This window comes from Sphingomonas sp. Root710 (assembly GCF_001429065.1).
Lineage (GTDB): Bacteria > Pseudomonadota > Alphaproteobacteria > Sphingomonadales > Sphingomonadaceae > Rhizorhabdus.
This window is the reverse complement of the sequence record NZ_LMIB01000012.1, coordinates 589,221-604,147: the sequence shown is the minus strand read 5'-3', so window position 1 is coordinate 604,147 and position 14,927 is coordinate 589,221. Positions and strand designations below refer to the sequence as shown.

At 65.9% G+C, this 14,927-nt stretch carries 19 protein-coding genes and 1 pseudogene; 7 read left to right on the top strand and 13 right to left on the bottom strand.

The window, feature by feature from the left end; all coding sequences use genetic code 11:
- Positions 1–13: 13 nt before the first annotated feature.
- The 4 genes from ASE00_RS12825 to ASE00_RS12810 are packed head-to-tail and all read right to left on the bottom strand — an operon-like array spanning position 14 to position 2,605.
- Positions 14–631 carry a riboflavin synthase gene (locus ASE00_RS12825; RefSeq protein ID WP_056380794.1) on the bottom strand — a complete coding sequence of 206 codons (618 nt, stop codon included), beginning with the start codon at positions 629–631 and terminating at the stop codon, positions 14–16.
- On the bottom strand, positions 631–1,605 hold the full coding sequence (gene ribD / locus ASE00_RS12820; RefSeq protein WP_268801355.1) for a bifunctional diaminohydroxyphosphoribosylaminopyrimidine deaminase/5-amino-6-(5-phosphoribosylamino)uracil reductase RibD: 975 nt from the start codon (positions 1,603–1,605) through the stop codon (positions 631–633). Before ribD ends, ASE00_RS12825 begins: the two co-directional genes overlap by 1 nt.
- The gene (locus ASE00_RS12815; protein ID WP_056380787.1) at positions 1,598–1,918 is read right to left on the bottom strand and encodes a hypothetical protein; all 321 of its coding nucleotides are present in this window, start codon (positions 1,916–1,918) and stop codon (positions 1,598–1,600) included. Before ASE00_RS12815 ends, ribD begins: the two co-directional genes overlap by 8 nt.
- Positions 1,919–1,978: 60 nt before the next feature.
- A complete protein-coding gene (locus ASE00_RS12810; RefSeq protein WP_056380786.1) occupies positions 1,979–2,605 on the bottom strand; it encodes an energy transducer TonB in 627 nt (208 codons plus the stop codon).
- Between the two features lie 288 nt (positions 2,606–2,893).
- Between ASE00_RS12810 and ASE00_RS23495 the strand changes: the two genes are divergently transcribed.
- The 5 genes and pseudogenes from ASE00_RS23495 to ASE00_RS24330 all read left to right on the top strand — a co-directional run.
- A complete protein-coding gene (locus tag ASE00_RS23495) occupies positions 2,894–3,061 on the top strand; it encodes a hypothetical protein (RefSeq protein ID WP_156405410.1) in 168 nt (55 codons plus the stop codon).
- Between the two features lie 31 nt (positions 3,062–3,092).
- Positions 3,093–3,293: a PspC domain-containing protein gene (locus tag ASE00_RS12805; protein WP_056380784.1), complete on the top strand. Its 201-nt coding sequence runs from the start codon at positions 3,093–3,095 to the stop codon at positions 3,291–3,293.
- A gap of 64 nt (positions 3,294–3,357) precedes the next feature.
- On the top strand, positions 3,358–3,741 hold the full coding sequence (locus ASE00_RS12800) for an NADH:ubiquinone oxidoreductase subunit NDUFA12 (protein ID WP_056380782.1): 384 nt from the start codon (positions 3,358–3,360) through the stop codon (positions 3,739–3,741).
- Positions 3,742–3,744: 3 nt separating this feature from the next.
- Positions 3,745–4,251, top strand: a complete 507-nt coding sequence (gene mlaD / locus ASE00_RS12795) for an outer membrane lipid asymmetry maintenance protein MlaD (RefSeq protein WP_056380781.1) — start codon at positions 3,745–3,747, stop codon at positions 4,249–4,251.
- Positions 4,248–4,721 (top strand): annotated as a pseudogene (locus ASE00_RS24330) (DUF2155 domain-containing protein); the annotation flags it as partial. The gene mlaD and the pseudogene ASE00_RS24330, both read left to right, overlap by 4 nt.
- A 35-nt stretch (positions 4,722–4,756) precedes the next feature.
- Here the strand turns inward: ASE00_RS24330 and aat are convergent.
- The 6 genes from aat to ASE00_RS12765 form a co-directional block, all read right to left on the bottom strand.
- The gene (aat, locus tag ASE00_RS12790; protein WP_056380779.1) at positions 4,757–5,482 is read right to left on the bottom strand and encodes a leucyl/phenylalanyl-tRNA--protein transferase; all 726 of its coding nucleotides are present in this window, start codon (positions 5,480–5,482) and stop codon (positions 4,757–4,759) included.
- Between the two features lie 87 nt (positions 5,483–5,569).
- Positions 5,570–5,968 (bottom strand): hypothetical protein, encoded by a 399-nt coding sequence (locus ASE00_RS12785; protein ID WP_056380777.1) that lies wholly within the window; start codon positions 5,966–5,968, stop codon positions 5,570–5,572.
- Between the two features lie 53 nt (positions 5,969–6,021).
- A complete protein-coding gene (locus tag ASE00_RS12780; protein WP_056380775.1) occupies positions 6,022–6,423 on the bottom strand; it encodes a hypothetical protein in 402 nt (133 codons plus the stop codon).
- Positions 6,424–6,454: 31 nt separating this feature from the next.
- The gene (locus ASE00_RS12775) at positions 6,455–6,976 is read right to left on the bottom strand and encodes a demethoxyubiquinone hydroxylase family protein (RefSeq protein ID WP_056380773.1); all 522 of its coding nucleotides are present in this window, start codon (positions 6,974–6,976) and stop codon (positions 6,455–6,457) included.
- Positions 6,973–7,443: a disulfide bond formation protein B gene (locus tag ASE00_RS12770; RefSeq protein WP_056380771.1), complete on the bottom strand. Its 471-nt coding sequence runs from the start codon at positions 7,441–7,443 to the stop codon at positions 6,973–6,975. Before ASE00_RS12770 ends, ASE00_RS12775 begins: the two co-directional genes overlap by 4 nt.
- A 26-nt stretch (positions 7,444–7,469) precedes the next feature.
- On the bottom strand, positions 7,470–9,026 hold the full coding sequence (locus ASE00_RS12765; RefSeq protein ID WP_056380769.1) for a response regulator: 1,557 nt from the start codon (positions 9,024–9,026) through the stop codon (positions 7,470–7,472).
- 298 nt (positions 9,027–9,324) lie between these two features.
- Here ASE00_RS12765 and ASE00_RS12760 point away from each other — a divergent pair, with 298 nt between their 5' ends.
- The gene (locus ASE00_RS12760) at positions 9,325–11,940 is read left to right on the top strand and encodes a TonB-dependent receptor plug domain-containing protein (protein ID WP_056381653.1); all 2,616 of its coding nucleotides are present in this window, start codon (positions 9,325–9,327) and stop codon (positions 11,938–11,940) included.
- A gap of 41 nt (positions 11,941–11,981) precedes the next feature.
- On the opposite strand, the gene ASE00_RS12755 is transcribed toward ASE00_RS12760, so the two are convergent.
- Both ASE00_RS12755 and ASE00_RS12750 read right to left on the bottom strand, forming a co-directional pair.
- Positions 11,982–12,503, bottom strand: coding sequence for a carboxymuconolactone decarboxylase family protein (locus ASE00_RS12755; RefSeq protein WP_056381651.1), 522 nt, complete (start codon positions 12,501–12,503; stop codon positions 11,982–11,984).
- Between the two features lie 115 nt (positions 12,504–12,618).
- Positions 12,619–13,164 (bottom strand): peroxiredoxin, encoded by a 546-nt coding sequence (locus ASE00_RS12750; protein WP_056380767.1) that lies wholly within the window; start codon positions 13,162–13,164, stop codon positions 12,619–12,621.
- A gap of 107 nt (positions 13,165–13,271) precedes the next feature.
- Here ASE00_RS12750 and ASE00_RS12745 point away from each other — a divergent pair, with 107 nt between their 5' ends.
- Positions 13,272–14,171: a LysR substrate-binding domain-containing protein gene (locus ASE00_RS12745; RefSeq protein ID WP_056380765.1), complete on the top strand. Its 900-nt coding sequence runs from the start codon at positions 13,272–13,274 to the stop codon at positions 14,169–14,171.
- A gap of 13 nt (positions 14,172–14,184) precedes the next feature.
- Here the strand turns inward: ASE00_RS12745 and ASE00_RS12740 are convergent, their stop codons facing one another.
- On the bottom strand, positions 14,185–14,925 hold the full coding sequence (locus ASE00_RS12740) for a metallophosphoesterase family protein (RefSeq protein ID WP_056380763.1): 741 nt from the start codon (positions 14,923–14,925) through the stop codon (positions 14,185–14,187).
- Positions 14,926–14,927: the final 2 nt, after the last annotated feature.

The following is a 14,927-nucleotide window of genomic DNA, read 5'->3' as shown; positions in this document are numbered from 1 at the left end:
ATTGGAATGTGATTTATTCCATTTTGAGAGCGCGTAACTGCTCCATTCGGCCCAGATAGCGCGCCAGCACGTCGATCTCCAGATTTACGCTGTCGCCGACGCCGCGATCACCCAGCGTCGTCACCGCGCTGGTATGGGGGATGATGTTCAGGCCGAAGACGGTGCTGCCGTCGGGCTGATCGGTGACGCTGTTGACCGTCAGCGAAATGCCGTCGACGGCGATCGAGCCCTTAGCAGCGAGATAGGGGGCGATCGTGGCGGGGGCGTGGATTTCGAACCGGTGCGAATCGCCTTCCTCGGCGATCGACGCGATCGTGCCGACGCCATCGACATGGCCGGTGACGATGTGCCCGCCCAGTTCGTCGCCGACCTTCAGCGAGCGTTCGAGGTTGAGCTTCGCCCCGACCTTCCAGCGATCGGACGCGGTGCGCGAGACGCTCTCATGGCTGATGTCGACCGCAAACCAGTCGGGGCCCAGCTCGACCACGGTCATGCACGCGCCTGAACAGGCGATCGACGCGCCGATGTCGATCGTCCCGGTATCATAGCCGCAGGCGATACGCACATGGAGGTCGCCGCGCGTCTCGACCGTGGTGATCGTGCCAATGTCGGTGATGATTCCGGTGAACATTAAATCCGCTCGTAAATGGAGAGGGTGTCGATGCCAAGCGTCCGCGTGTCGGTCCGCCGCCAGCGGCCGTGCGAGTGTGCGAGATCGGTCAGGCCGATATCGCCGATCGCCGGCCTGCCCGCGCCGATGACGATGGGCGCGGTGTAGATCAGCAGCCTGTCGACCAGATCGGCGGCAAGGAAGGCGGCGGCTGCGCCCGCGCCGCCCTCGACGAAGAGATGGTCGACCGCGTCGAGCGCTCCTATATCCGCCGGAGAGCGCAGCGCGGTCCAGCCGTCGGGCGCGGCGCGGTGGCCCAGCACCGCCCGGCGCGGGCTGCGGTCCTCGAGACCGGGCAGCCGGACGTCGAGGCGGGGAGCATCGGCGTCGAGCGTGCCCCGCCCGACCAGGATCATTTCGTGCCGGGCGCGTTCGAGATGGGCGTGGGCACGGGCGGCATCGCCGGTGATCCAGCGGCTCGATCCGTCGGGCAAGGCGATCCGGCCATCGAGCGAGATCGCGAGCTTGAGGGTAACGTGCGGGCGTCCCTTTGCCTGGCGGGTCAGGAAGCCCGCCATCGAAGCGCGCGCGGCATCGGTCCCGACGCCCTGGGTCACGGCGATGCCGGCAGCTTCGAGCCGTGCGATCCCCTTGCCGTCGGTGCGCGGATCGGGATCGTGCAGCGCAATCACGACGCGGGCGGGCTTCGCGGCGGCGATCAGGCCGGCGCAGGCGGGGCCGCGCGCCGAGACATGCGCACAGGGTTCGAGCGTCACATAAAGGGTCGCGCCGGCGACATCGCCAGCCGCTTCGATTGCGCGCGCCTCGGCATGGGGGCGGCCGCCGGACTGGGTCCAGCCCCGGCCGATCACATGGCCATCGCGGACGATGATGCAGCCGACCGCCGGGTTGGGGGCGGTGCGCCCGCATACGCGGGCCGCGAGCGCGATGGCGGCTGCCATCCAGCGGCGGTCGTCGGATGCGGGCCTATTCAATGCCGAGCTGGTCCGCGAGCTTCTGATATTCGCGGCGCTTCGCCTCACGCTTCGCGTCGAGAATCTTCTGGTCGGCGATGTTCTGCTTCTCGATCTCGGCGTCGGGGCGGCTGGCGGGCCAGCTGTTGATATAGGTTATCGTCTCGCGCGGTTTGTCGGGCTTCGAATCGACATAGAAGCCGGTGACGATCAGCATCGGCATCAGGATCGACAGCAAGGCGAACAGGATCTTGTGCCGCTCCTGCTGTCGCCAGAACGCCTTGAGATCGGTCCAGGCCGCGCGCGGGCCCGAAGGTCGGGGAAAAATCGCCATGCGCGCCTAAATAGGGTGCGAAGGCCCGCCGCGCCAGTCCGGCGCGGCGGGAGCGGGCGGTCAGCTCTGGATCTTGAAGCGCACCGTCATCGTCCGCCAGCTTTCGGCAGGGACGCCATCGCGCGTGCCGGGTTTGAACCTCCAGAAGCGCAATGCCTGTTTCCGGGTCGCCTCGAAAAAGCCCGGATGGGTGGCGCTCACCATCTCGACCGCCTTCACCCGGCCATCGCTGCCGATCAGGACCCGCACGGTTGCGCTGCCTTCGATGTCGGCGCGGATCAGCTCGGGCGGATAATCGGGCTGGAAGCGCGCCATCGCGGCCGGATCGATGACCGGCAAGGTGGTGACCGGTTCGCTGCGCACCGGCTCGATCGTGGGGATCGGCGGAGGGTCTATCGGTCTGGATGGGGCGATGATCACGGGATCGAGATTGGTAGCCTTGATCAGTGGTTCGACCGTCGTCGGCTGGGCCTGCGGTTCCGCCTTTGGTGCAGGCGGCTGCTTGTCGACCGGCGGCGGTGGCTGATCCTCGATGCTTTTGACGATGGTGTCGACGAACACGATTCGCTGGACCGCCTCGGGCGGGGCCAGCGCGAGCGCGGTCAAGACCGCGGCGTGCCCCGCGACAACCAGGCCCAGTCCGATTCTATTGGGTTTGCGAGCGGTGAGAAAACCTCCTTCATGCATGGCAAGCTCCTACTCCGAAGCGCGGCCACGCTAACCGGCGGCTCGCGTCGGACGATGATACACCATTGCTTGATAGGCGTCGCAGCGGATTTCGCCATTTTGGCGCGATTGCCAGTGGCCGGATTTGCCAACACCTGTTGGCGTAGGGCGCCAAATAATAGTGCGAATTTCTTCGTCTAAAAACGTTGATAGCGAAAATTGGCAGAATTTCGGCGCTCCACGGAAATTGGCACGTCTCCTGCACTTCACCCGATATCGGCCGCGAGCCGGCACAGAGGGAGCAAGACGATGTTCGATACCAACTCCAGCATGAGCGATGCCAGGCGCTTCCTGCTCGCGGTCGGCGGCGGACTGTTGTTCAGTCTGGCCTGCCTGACCGCCGCGCTCGGCCCCGCCAACGCCAATTGCTTCTGCAAGGCCGCGACGGCGTCGCTCGACAGGCCCACGCTTCTCTGATCCACCCCATTTTCCGCGAAGGGAAATTGCCATGTCCGTCCGCAGCAACAGCTTCCGCCTCAACAAGAGCGAGGGCAAGATCATGGGCGTCTGTGCCGGTCTCGCCGATTATACCGGCATAGACCTGATGCTGATCCGCATTCTGACCGTGCTGCTGACGTTGTGCGGCGTCGGATCGACGATCGTCCTTTATCTGCTGGTCGGGCTGATCGCGCCGTCGAACCGCTATTGAGGGCCCGGCGCACTATCGCGCGAAAGGGTTGCGCGCAGGGGCAGCCAGCGGCTAAGCGGGTGCCATGCTCAAGAAGATCTTCACCTGGTGGGACGGCGCCACGATCGGCACGCTTCTGTTCAGCAAGCTCAACGGCGCGCGGATGGGCGAGGATGCTCTCGGCAACGTCTATTATGAAGGCGGCAAGGCCGCCGACGGGCGCAAGCGCCGCTGGGTGATCTATTCGGGCGCGAACGATGCCAGCCGGGTGCCCGCCGAATGGCATGGCTGGCTGCACCACAGCACCGACCTTACCCCCGATCAGCTGCCCCAGCCGCGCAGCTGGCAGAAGACGCCGCTGCCCAATCTGACGGGAACCGAAGCCGCCTATCGGCCGTCTGGCGCGTTGGAGAAAGGCGGCGTCCGCGCCGCTGCCACCGGCGACTATGAGGCATGGAGCCCGAACTAAGTCATGAAATCGCTGTTTCGCGAGAATATCGGTGAGGCGCTGGTCGGCCTGTTCGTGGTCGTGTTCGCGGCCTGGTTCGTTTTGTTCGCCTGGGACAAGACCGGCGGCGGCACCAAGGCCGGAGCGATCCACGTCACTGCACTGTTCCCCAACTCGACCGGCATCAACGTCGGCAGCGAGGTTCGCGTCGCGGGGATGAAGGTCGGCACGGTCACCGATCAGGCGCTCGATCCGCAAAGCTTCCAGGTCAAGGCGACGCTGGCGCTCGATCCGGCGGTCAAGCTGCCAGCGGACAGCAGCGCGGCGATCACCTCCGAAGGCTTTCTCGGCGCTACCTTCGTCTCGCTGATTCCGGGCGGCGATACGGTTGCGCTCAAGGATGGCGATACGATTGCCGACACGCAGGGTGCGATGGACCTGATGAGCATGGTCGGCCAGTTCATCAATAAGTCGGGCGGCAGCTCTGCGGCCCCGGCCGAAGGCGGTGCTGCGGAAGCGCCCAAGCCGTGAGACGCATCCTGCTGGGCGCGGTCGCGCTCGGCGGCCTTGCCGGCGTGGTCGCATGGCAGGCCTCCAGCCAGCAGCAGCCGGCCGTGGAGGCGATACCCTCCGACGAGCAGGCGGTGGCCACGGCGCTTACGCCCGCAGGTGACGAGAGCGCCGAAGGCAATAGCAGCGCCCCTGCTAAGCCGGTCCCGGTCGCCGAGAAGATTCCGGACAAGCCGCTCGTCACCGAAGGCACGCCGCTCGGCCAGCGGGTCGCGGTGCTCGGCCTGCTCAACAAGCGCAATGGCGAGTCGCGCGACCTGACCTTGCGCCCCGGCCAGGCGATCCGCGTCGGCGACGTCGTCGTGCGGTTGCGGACCTGCGAGACCACCGCGCCGTGGGAGGATCAGAAGCTCACAGGCGCCTTCGTCCAGACCGATGTGCGCAACCGCGATGGCAGCTGGCGGCGCGTCTTCTCAGGCTGGCTGTTCAAAGAATCGCCGTCGCTCAACGCAGTCGAGGACCCGGTCTACGACGTCTGGCCCAAGAGCTGCACGATGGCGCATCCCGATATCGGCCCCGACACGGTGCGCCTCTCGGGATCGGTCGCGGCCAAGGCGTCGAGCGCGAAGAAATCGGGCGAGGACCAGCCCGCTGCCGCACCCATCGCGCCGCCCGCCACCCCCAGCGCACCGTCCAATAGCGCGACATAGTCGTCGCGGCTCACCTCGATCGCGCCGAGCGACTGGAGGTGATCGGTGATGAACTGGCAATCGAGCAGGCGGAAGCCGCCCGCCTTCAGCCGCGCGACTAGCCAGGCGAGTGCCACCTTCGACGCATTGCTTTCGCGGCTGAACATGCTTTCGCCGAAAAAGGCACCGCCGAGGCGGACGCCGTAGAGGCCGCCGACCAGCTTGTCATCGTGCCAGGTCTCGATCGAATGGGCGTGGCCGCGGCGATGCAGATCGGCATAAGCGATCTCGATCGCGGGGTTGATCCATGTGTCGGGCCGGTCGCTCGTGCTGGCAGCGCACTGCGTGACGACTTCCGAAAACGCCTTGTCAGCGGTGACGGTGAAGCGATCCGACCGGATCGTCTTTGCCAATGACCGTGACAGGCGGAAGCGGTTGAGTGGAAGTATGCCGCGTTTCTTGGGTTCGACCCAGTAGACGTCGTCGGCCGCACGGCTGTCCGCCATCGGAAAGACACCGATGGAATAGGCCCTGAGCAACAGATCCGGATCGATCGCCTTCACCGCATCACCTCTTGATCCAGATTAACGCGAAATGTGCGAAACCGGAAGAGTGTGGAACCAGACTTTCGTGAGAAAACGGCGCGAAATCTACTCGCCGGCCTTTTCTGCCTCGCGTTCGGCGCGGGCCTGTTCGAGAAACTGGCGCATGCAGCCGGTCTGCCCGCCCGAACCATGGGGCGAGCAGCTGTTGGGCAGGCCCTTCTTGCTGACCATGTCGAGCGTGCGGGTTCGTTCGGTCCAGGTCTGGTCGGACCCGTCGTCGGCCTTCTTCTTCCGCAGCTGCTTGGGAATACGATAGCGGTCGCTCTCCGGCTGGCGCGCGCAGACGATGATCTCCTCATCCTTGCTGCGCGGGCAAGGGTCCTCGCCATAGACGACCAGGGTGCTGATCCGCGGCGGCGGCGCCTCGCCGGGCAGCGCGGGCTTTTCGGTCCTGGCAGCCAGCGGCGCGGCTATCAGCAGCGGGATGAGGAACAGGGCTTTCATGGTGCGAACTAACGCGCGAGCGGCTTTCCCGGTCCTGAACGGATCACATCCGGTCAGAACTTGATCCCGCATTTCTTGCCGTCGGCCTTGTCCTCGTCGCAGGCCTTGCGCGCCATTTCGCGGAAGCAGCCCGATGCCCCGCCCGATCCGCTCGGCGAGCAGCTGTTGACGCCGCTGCGGCCGACATATTCGATGCTCGCTGCCCGATCGCCCCAGGTCTCGCTTTCGCGGCCGGTGGTGCGGCGCAGTTCCTCGGGAATGCGATAGCGCTCGGCTTCGGGCATGCGGCGGCAGACGACGATTTCCTCGCCGTTGCTCGTCGGGCAGGGGTCGGTGCCGAAGATGGTCAATACCCGTTCGGTGCGCTGCGCCTGGGCGGGCGCGGAGACCGGGCCGATCGACGCGACGGCGGCGATCATCGCCAGCGCCGGGGAGAGAAAGCGGGTCGTCTTCATCGGCGCGGTCCTGTTCTGTGGTGGCTTCGGATTATAAGTGGCGCGACAGGCCGATGGCAATGCGGCAGCCGAGCCTGATCGCACCGGACAAGAGCGGATAGGCGGGGGCCTGCTCCGCCCCGGCGGCGATCGCGGCGTCACGATGCTCCACCTCTTCCGCGCGGAACTCCGCGATCGTCTCCGCCAGTTCGGGGTCGCCGTCGCCGATCTGCTCGAGCTGTTCGCCATAATGGCGGTCGATCTCGGTCTCGATCGCGGCGGTGCACGCCATCGCCGCCTTGGGACCGATCAGTGCGGTAGCCGCGCCCAGCGCGAAGCCGGCGACGTTCCACAGCGGCTGAAGCGCGGTCGGGCGCACGCCGCGCGCGGCGACCATCTTGTCGAAGACCTTGCGGTGGCGTGCTTCCTGCTCGGCCATGCGCGCTATCGCGCGGGCCTCATCCGATCGCTGTCCCATCACCGCGAGCTGTCCCGCATAGATGCGCGTCGCGCCATATTCGCCCGCCTGATCGACGCGCAGCATGCTCGCGCGCCGCTTCGCATCGGCGGTCATTTGCGGCTCCATAGAGCGATGATGCCAAGCCCGCCGAGGATCGAGAAGATCGCATTGAAGCCGGCCAGCGAGATGCCGAACAGCGTCCATTGCGGCACGTTGCACTGGATCATCGGGGTCGCCATGATCTGGGCGAGCAGGTCGGCGCTGGACGTGCCGGAAACGGGGGCCGCGCAGCGGGTGATGCCCTGCCACCAACGATATTCGACACCCGCATGGAAGACGCCGATCGCGCCGCTGATCAGAATGGCGACGATCGCCAGCGCGACCAGGATGCGGCCCCAGGGGCGTTCGGGCAGCGGGAAGGCGAACAGCGCCAGCGCGATCGCCGCCTCATGCGGCCAACGCTGCCAGTGGCACATCTCGCATGGAAACAGCCCGCCGATATATTGCGAGCCGAGTGCGCCGATCATCAGCGCGGCGGGGAGCAGCAGGGCGGCGAGCCGGGCCTGGGCGAAGCGGGTCATATCGCCGATATATGTCTTCGCGGGGTCTACGCCAATGCCCTGCGCAGCGCGTCGGCCAGCTGGCCTGGAGAGAAGGGTTTGCGCAACAGGACCGCGTCCTCGCCGACCACCGCCTCGATCGCCTCGGACGCGGCGAAGCCGGTGGCGAAGACGATACGCGTTCGCGGCTGCCGCTGCAGCGCCGCGCGTGCGACGTCGGCGCCGTTCATGCCCGGCATGGCGAAGTCGAGGAGCAGCGCGTCGGGCCTTTCGCTGTCCACCAGCTCGAGCGCCTGCTCGCCATTCTCGGCAGTGATCACCTTACACCCCAAACCATCGAGCATATCGGTGACCACTTCGCGCACGATAGGTTCGTCGTCGACCACCAATATCTTGGCGCCCTCCAACTGGCGGATATCGTCCGTCTCGGCCCGGCGTTTCACGGCTTCGAGTGGCCTGGCCTCCTCGGCGCGACGCAGGAAGATCGTTACCGAAGTGCCCTTGCCGGGGGTTGAGTCGATCGTCACGGTGCCGCCGCTCTGCCGTGCCATCCCAAAGACCATGCTCAGGCCAAGGCCTGATCCATGCCCGACCGGCTTGGTGGTGAAGAAGGGTTCGAACACACGCGCCAGCACATCCCTGGTCATACCGGTGCCCGTGTCGGACACGGTGATGCCGACATAGTCGCCATCCGCGACATCGTCGCGGCCTTCAAGGTGCTGATCATTCACCGCGACGGTCAATTTGCCGCCATCGGGCATCGCATCGCGCGCGTTGAAGGCGAGGTTGAGCAGTGCCAATTCGAGCTGGACAGGGTCGGCCATCACGCCCGACATGCTGTCGGTCGCAAAATGCTGGGCCACCGATGGGGTTATGGTGCGGCTGAGCAAATCGCGCAGCCCCGACAGAACGTCGGCGACGCGGACCGGACGGAGTTCGATTCGCTGGATTCGAGAAAAGGACAGCAGCTGGCTTGTTAGCCGCCGGCCGCGATCGACCGCCGACAGCGCCGCGCTGGTCAGATGCTGGATGCGCTCGTCCTCGCTCGTTCGCGCGGCGATCAGGTCGAGACTGCCGCTGACGACCTGGAGCAGATTGTTGAAATCATGCGCGATCCCCCCGGTCAGCTGGCCCATCGCCTCCATCTTGCGGGCCTGGACCAGCGCGGCCTCGGTCTTCTCGCGCTCCGCGATTTCGGCGCGCAGCGCCCGGTTCGCTTCGCGGAGATGGGCCGGCGAGGGCAGGGCGATCGCCTTGGGCAATAGTGGCCAGAGCAGGATCGCGGTTCCCACCGAGGCAAGCGCCGTGATCAGCTTGATGATCGCTTCCAACTCATAGGCGCCGTTCCACAGGTTCCACAGCGCGACGACGTGGGTCAGCCCGCAAGCCGTGATGAACAGCGCGAATAGCCAGAAGATGCCCCCGAAGGCGACGTCCCGGCGCTTGCGGACGAACGTGACCAGGGCGATCGGAATCGAGAAATAAGCGAGCGCGATCAACGCGTCGGAAGCCGCCATCGTCCAGACCAGCCACGGGTCCCAGAGCAGGCAATAACCGTGCGGCGCATAATGGCCGCCGATGAGATCGCGTAAGCCTTCGAACATCGGCTGCCCCCACAGTCGTTTGCTGACAGCAGCGTAAACGAAGCCGATGACGGCTGAAAGATGGAACAGCGCTGCAATGACTTCGTTTTTCGGATGCGGGCGGCGCGTTTGTTAGGAGGATGAAGATATGGGCAAGGGCCTGATCCTGTGGCTGCTCGGCGTACCGGGCATCGTCGTCATCGCTTTGCTGCTATTTCACGTCATCTGACTGGTCCGGGGGCTCATTTCACCCCTGACATATCCCGTCAAAATAATCGGCTAAGAGCGCTCGGATGTCGATTCGGACGGGAGTAGTTTGGTGCGGTTGAGTGGTTTGTCGGGCGGAAGCGTTGCGGTATTGCTCGTCGGGCTGTCGGGTGGTTCGCCTGCGTTCGCTCAGTCCGCCGATATGGCCCAGACCACGCAGGACGATGCCGAGCTCGACGAAGCCGGCATCATCACCGTCACCGGGCAGCGCCAGCGCGGCGCAGTGATTGGCGACATCGCGCCCGAGCTACAGTATAACAGCGGCGATATTCGCGCGCTGGGTGTCAGCTCGGTTGCCGAACTGCTGGAGGAACTGGCACCCCAAACACGCAGTGATCGGGGACGCGGCGAACAGCCGGTGACCTTGCTCAATGGCCGCCGCATCTCGGGATTCGCCGAAATCCGCGACATTCCGTCCGAAGCGATCGAGCGGGTCGACATCCTGCCCGAAGAAGCCGCGCTCAAATATGGCTACAGCGCCAATCAGCGTGTCGTTAACATCGTTCTGCGCCGCCGCTTCCACTCGATCGTGGGCGAGGTGGAAGGCGGGGCGACCACCCAGGGCGGCGGAAAACAGGGGGAGGTCGAGGCAAACCTGCTCCGTATCCAGCGCGACCGGCGGCTCAACCTGAACATCGAATATGAACGGCTTGCGTCGCTGAGCGAAGCCGACCGCAAGCTGCGTTCGCGCACCGGCGGGGTGGCCGTCGACAGCGCGGGCAATCCGATCGACGACAGCACCGCGCTCGGCCGCTACCGGACGATCCGGCCCGCGACGAAGACGCTGGGGATCAACAGCGTTTATGCGCGCACCATCTTCGGCACCGTCGGCGCGACGGTGAACGCCACCCTCGACGTCACCGACAGCGATTCGCTTCGCGGCTTACCCGGCGCGCGGCTGACCCTGCCCGCCTCCAACCCCACTTCGCCCTTTCCGGACGATACGCGGCTCACACGCTATCTCGGAACAAGCCCGCTCGCGCAGGATGTCGAGGGGGTGACCGGCCATCTCGGCGTCACGCTCGACAAGGACGTCGGCACATGGCGTACCTCACTCACCGGCAGCTTCGACCGCAGCGTTACCCGCACCCGCACAGACGCTGTCCGAGGCGCCTATGTGTCCGACCTGCAAGCGGGGCTGGATGCGGGGGATCCTGCGGTCGACCTGTTCGCGCCGCTACTCGCGCCGTTGCCGGGCGTGACACAGGTCGATCGCGCGAAATCGACCTCTAACAGCGGCGGTGTCGATCTCGTCGCGACGGGACCGCTGGCCCAGCTTCCCGCCGGGCCGCTCAGCGCGACCTTCAAGGGCGGGTTCGACGCCTTCGCGCTCGATACCCGCTCGACCCGTGCGGGCGTCACCACCGCGAGCGATCCGTCGCGTACCGATCTCAACGGCAAGCTGAGCTTCGACATCCCTCTCACCAGCAAGCGCAACAATGTCCTGGCGGCGATCGGCGACCTGTCGCTCAACCTCAATGCGGCGGTCGACCGCTATTCGGATTTCGGCACCCTGGGCGGCTGGGGCTATGGCGCGAACTGGAAGCCGCTGGCGGGGCTGAGCCTGATCGCCTCGGTGAATGAGGATCGCACCCCGCCGACCGTCCAGCAGCTCGGCAACCCGACCGTTTCGACGCCGTTCGTCCGCATCTATGATTATGTTCGGGGGACGACGGTCGACATCAGCCAGATCAGCGGTGGCAACCCGCTGCTCGATGCCGATCGCCGCCGGGTGGTGAAGCTCGGCCTCACCGCCAAGCCGTTCAAGGCAGACGTCACGCTGACCGCAAACTACATTCACAGCCGATTGCGCAATGCGGTCGCCGGTTTTCCCGAGGCGACGGCGGCGATCGAGGCCGCCTTCCCCGATCGTTTCACCCGCGACGATGACGGCAACCTCCTCCAGATCGATGCGCGCCCGATCAATTTCGAGCGGCAATCGAGTAGCGAACTGCGATGGGGCATCACCTTCAGCCACAAGCTCAAGACCTCCGAAAAGCTGATCGAGGCGATGCGCAACAGCCGCCGCGCGAAAGAGGCCATGGAGCGCCGCGCCGCCGCGCAGGCCGCCCGCGAAGCCGCCGGGCAGGGCACGCAGGCGGGTGCCCGCGGCGGTGGAGGCGGGGGTGGAAGACCGGGCGGCGGCTTCGGTGGTTTCGGCGGCCGTGGCGGGGCCGGGCAGGGTGGCCGCCTGCAATTCTCGCTGTTCCACACCTGGCATTTCAGGGACGAGGTGCTGATCCGCCAGGGCCTGCCGGTTCTCGACCTGCTCAAGGGGGATACGCTGGGATCGAGCGGCGGCACGGCGGAGCATGAGCTGGAGGCGCAATTCACCTATGCCAATAACGGCATCGGCGGCCGCCTCACCGGCAACTGGCGCAGCGGCACCACGGTCAACGGCAGCGCGGGGAGCGCGGCGGGCAATCTGCGTTTCTCGCCCTATGCCAAGGTCAATGCGCGCATCTTCGTCCAGCTCGCCCAGATCCCGGCCCTGATCGATTCGAGTTGGGCGCAGGGCGCGCGCGTCTCGCTGCGCGTCGACAATCTGTTCGACAGTCACCAGAGGGTCCGCGACGCCACCGGCGCGACCCCGCTGCGCTATCAGCCGGGCTATCTCGACCCCGCGGGACGGGTCATCCGGATCGAGTTTCGGAAGCTCTTCTTCTAGACGGTTCCTCCCCATGCACACATGGGGAGGAACCGAGCGGTTCAGACCGCCGTTGCGTGGACGGTGGCGGCGGCCTTGATCACCGCCCCGACGCGCGCCGCCGCCTGGATGATGTCCGCGCCGATATTGTGCTGGCGCAGCACCTTCTCATGGCTGTCGATGCACAGGCCGCAGCCATTCATCGCGGAGACCGCGAGGCTGAACAGTTCGAAGTCGACCTTCTCGATTCCCGGCGAGCCGATGACGTTCATCCGCAGCTTGGCGGGCATCTGGCCATATTCCTTGTTCGAGGCGAGGTGGACGAAGCGGTAATAGACATTGTTCATCGCCATCACCGCGGCGGCGGCGCGGGCCGCGTTGGCGGCCTCCGCGCTCAGATGCGGCGTGCATTCGGCTTCGGCGGCATCGACGATCGGCTTGTAGCCGCTGCCATGGGCGCAAGCGAGCAGCAGGCCATATTTGCGCTGGTCGCCGAGAGTCTGGTCGCCGAGCAGCGATCCGAGGTTCAGGCGGATGTCCTTGGCGTAATCGGGCAGCGCGTCGGAAAATTCCTTGAGCGACATCGGATGGGCTCCATTCATGATCGGGCGAAAGAAAAAGGGCGCGGAGGTCGGGTGATCTCCGCGCCCATTCGCCGGGCGCGCGGGGGGCGGCCCGACTGGCTACCTGAAAAGGGGATCAGGCAGCGGGCTTGAGGACCTCGTCACCGGCCTTCCAGTTGCACGGGCACAGCTCGTCGGTCTGCAGCGCGTCAAGCACGCGGATCGCCTCGGCGGGGTTGCGGCCCTGGTTCAGGCCGTTGACGGTGACGTGCTGGATCACATTGTGCGGATCGACGATGTAGGTGGCGCGATAGGCGACACCGGCATCCTTATCGACGATGCCCAAAGCGTCGGCGAGCTTCTTCTGGTTATCGGCGATCCAGGGGAAGTCGCAGTTTGCCAGGCGCTCGTCCGACTTGCGCCATGCGAAGTGGACGAAATCGGTGTCGGTCGACGCGCCGATCAGCACCGCGTCGCGATCGGCGAAATCCTTCTGCAGCTCGCCATAGCCGATGATCTCGGTCGGGCAGATGAAGGTGAAGTCCTTCGGCCAGAAGAATACGACCTTCCACTTGCCCTGGGTGTCGCCGGTGTCGATCGTTTCGCCAGCCGGCAGCGCGGACACGCCTTGCTGAACGGGGAGGACGAACTCGGGGAACTTGTCGCCAACGGTAAGGGCCATGATGGGGTCTCCATATGAGAGTCGAAATTCGGAGAGAGGTTATTGGCAGGCTGGCTATGAGCGTTCCAATTGATTATTCCTCGACCAATGATCGAGTGAGGCGATGAATGGCCACCTATCTTCCGACCCTGAAGCAGCTCCAATATCTCGTCGCGCTGAAGGACCATGGTCATTTCGGGCGCGCCGCCGAGGCCTGTTTCGTCACTCAGTCGACCCTCTCGGCAGGCCTGCGCGAGCTCGAGTCGCTGATCGGCATCACCCTGGTCGAGCGCACCCGCCGTGTCGTCCGCTTCACCCCGCTCGGGCTGCGCATCGCGGAGAAGGCGCAGCGGGTGCTGCGCGAGGCGGAGGAACTCGGCGATCTCGCCCGCGCGGCGGGCAAGCCGCTGTCGGGCGACTTGCGCATGGGGGTCATCCCGACGATCGCGCCCTTCCTGCTCCCGCGCATATTGCCGAAGCTCCGTGCGGCGTGGCCCGACCTGAAGCTCTATCTGCGCGAGGAGACGACCAGCGCCGCCTGCGACTCGCTCCATCGCGGCCATCTCGACTGCGTGCTGCTCGCGCTACCCTATCATTGCGGCGATATCGAATCGGTCGACCTGTTCCTCGACAAATTGTTCATCGCCTTTCCGGAGGGCGAGATGGATGGCCCGGCGCGGGGCATCAGCGCCAATGAGATCGATGAATCCCGGCTGCTGCTGCTCGAAGACGGCCATTGCCTGAAGGATCACGTCCTTGCCGCGTGCAACCGCCCCGAACTGCGCGCCGAGGCGGCGATGCTCGGCACCTCGCTCCACACGCTGGTGCAGATGGTCGACAACGGCCTGGGGGTGACGCTGCTTCCGGCGATGGCGCTCGACGCGGGCATCCTCGACAACACCCATGTCGTCGCCAAGCCGCTCGACGCCGACCACCCCTCGCGCCGGATCGCGCTGGCCTGGCGGCGGGGCAGCCCCCGCGAGAAGGAATTCAAGCTGCTCGCGGATGCGCTGCGGGAGGCCGAATGACTATGCTGAACGCTCAGGACATCCGCCCCGTCCTGAGCGCCACCGCCCAGTCGGGTCTGCCCCGTTCATCGGCCAGCCGCGCCGCCGTCTCCCAACCATAATCCACGCTGATCATCTCCGACGACCATCGCCCATCCGCGCCGCGTTCGGCGATCGCATAGCGGGCGTGCGGGCTTCCGGCCTCCATCACGTGCGGCCAGGGATGGTTGTCCGCATAAGCGGGCAGGCCCACGGATCCAGGATTGACGATCAGCCCGCCGCCCGGCCGGCGGTGGACGCGTGGAAGATGGGTGTGCCCGCACAGGATCAGCGCCGCCGTCTCGCCGCCGGTCCGGGCCTCGATCTCTTCCGCCGTTGCAGCGCGGCTGCCGCTTTCGTCGACATGGTCGAGATAATAGTTCAGGTCGCTCTTCGGCGTGCCGTGGCATAGCAGCACGTCGTCCCCGATCCGCAAGCTGATCGGCATGGTCTTAAGCCACGCGCGATGCCGATCGGACAGGTGTTGGTCGGCATAGGCGTCGGACGCGCCCATCATCGCTGGCGCCGTGGTCAGCAGCTGCCGCTCATGGTTGCCGCGGATCGTCGGCAGGTCGAGCGCCATCAGCCGATCGGCGGTCTCGGTGGGTTGGAGCGGTCCGGAGATAATGTCGCCGAGATTGACGGTGAAGTCTATTCCGCGCCGGGCAATATCCGCCAGCACCGCGTCGAGCGCGGCGAGGTTGCCGTGGATGTCCGAGATCGCCGCGATCCGCATTG

Coding starts and splice junctions, on each gene's coding strand:
- ASE00_RS12770 (WP_056380771.1), bottom strand. CDS start 7,443: ATGACCCGCTTCGCCCAGGCCCGGCTCGCCGCCCTGCTGCTCCCCGCC.
- ASE00_RS12810 (WP_056380786.1), bottom strand. CDS start 2,605: ATGCATGAAGGAGGTTTTCTCACCGCTCGCAAACCCAATAGAATCGGA.
- ASE00_RS12740 (WP_056380763.1), bottom strand. CDS start 14,925: ATGCGGATCGCGGCGATCTCGGACATCCACGGCAACCTCGCCGCGCTC.
- ASE00_RS12785 (WP_056380777.1), bottom strand. CDS start 5,968: ATGAAAGCCCTGTTCCTCATCCCGCTGCTGATAGCCGCGCCGCTGGCT.
- ASE00_RS12800 (WP_056380782.1), top strand. CDS start 3,358: ATGCTCAAGAAGATCTTCACCTGGTGGGACGGCGCCACGATCGGCACG.
- ASE00_RS12825 (WP_056380794.1), bottom strand. CDS start 631: ATGTTCACCGGAATCATCACCGACATTGGCACGATCACCACGGTCGAG.
- mlaD (WP_056380781.1), top strand. CDS start 3,745: ATGAAATCGCTGTTTCGCGAGAATATCGGTGAGGCGCTGGTCGGCCTG.
- ASE00_RS23495 (WP_156405410.1), top strand. CDS start 2,894: ATGTTCGATACCAACTCCAGCATGAGCGATGCCAGGCGCTTCCTGCTC.
- ASE00_RS12765 (WP_056380769.1), bottom strand. CDS start 9,026: ATGTTCGAAGGCTTACGCGATCTCATCGGCGGCCATTATGCGCCGCAC.
- ASE00_RS12750 (WP_056380767.1), bottom strand. CDS start 13,164: ATGGCCCTTACCGTTGGCGACAAGTTCCCCGAGTTCGTCCTCCCCGTT.
- ASE00_RS12780 (WP_056380775.1), bottom strand. CDS start 6,423: ATGAAGACGACCCGCTTTCTCTCCCCGGCGCTGGCGATGATCGCCGCC.
- ASE00_RS12745 (WP_056380765.1), top strand. CDS start 13,272: ATGGCCACCTATCTTCCGACCCTGAAGCAGCTCCAATATCTCGTCGCG.
- ASE00_RS12775 (WP_056380773.1), bottom strand. CDS start 6,976: ATGACCGCCGATGCGAAGCGGCGCGCGAGCATGCTGCGCGTCGATCAG.
- ASE00_RS12755 (WP_056381651.1), bottom strand. CDS start 12,503: ATGTCGCTCAAGGAATTTTCCGACGCGCTGCCCGATTACGCCAAGGAC.
- ASE00_RS12805 (WP_056380784.1), top strand. CDS start 3,093: ATGTCCGTCCGCAGCAACAGCTTCCGCCTCAACAAGAGCGAGGGCAAG.
- ASE00_RS12815 (WP_056380787.1), bottom strand. CDS start 1,918: ATGGCGATTTTTCCCCGACCTTCGGGCCCGCGCGCGGCCTGGACCGAT.